This window comes from uncultured Paracoccus sp., assembly GCF_947496875.1.
GTDB lineage: Bacteria > Pseudomonadota > Alphaproteobacteria > Rhodobacterales > Rhodobacteraceae > Paracoccus.
In genome coordinates, this window is the sequence record NZ_CANMEH010000095.1 from 1 (window position 1) to 364 (window position 364).

The 364-nt window shown below is 65.9% G+C and carries 1 protein-coding gene; it reads left to right on the plus strand.

Annotated elements, in window-relative coordinates; genetic code table 11:
* The coding region (locus Q0938_RS19260; protein WP_299365741.1) for a transposase at nt 1-364 on the plus strand (364 nt) is incomplete at both ends.

Below are 364 nucleotides of genomic sequence, written 5' to 3' on the forward strand. Positions count from 1 at the left end.
TGTTCTTCAGCTGATCATGGAGGCCGACGTAGAAGGCCTGATCGGCGCCGGTCGGCACGAGCGCAGCGGCGAGCGCACGACCTGGCGCAACGGGTATCGAGAGCGCGCTCTCGATACCCGTTTGGGCACGCTGAACCTTCGGGTGCCGAAGCTGCGGCAGGGGAGCTACTTCCCGGGCTTCCTCGAGGCCCGCAAGACCTCCGAGCAGGCGCTGGTGGCCGTCATCCAGGAGGCGTGGATCGGCGGCATCTCGACACGCCGGGTGGACGAACTGGTGCAGGCCATGGGGCTGAGCGGCATCTCGAAGAGCACGGTGTCGAAGCTTTGCAAGGACATCGACGAGCGGGTCGGCGAATTCCTGAAC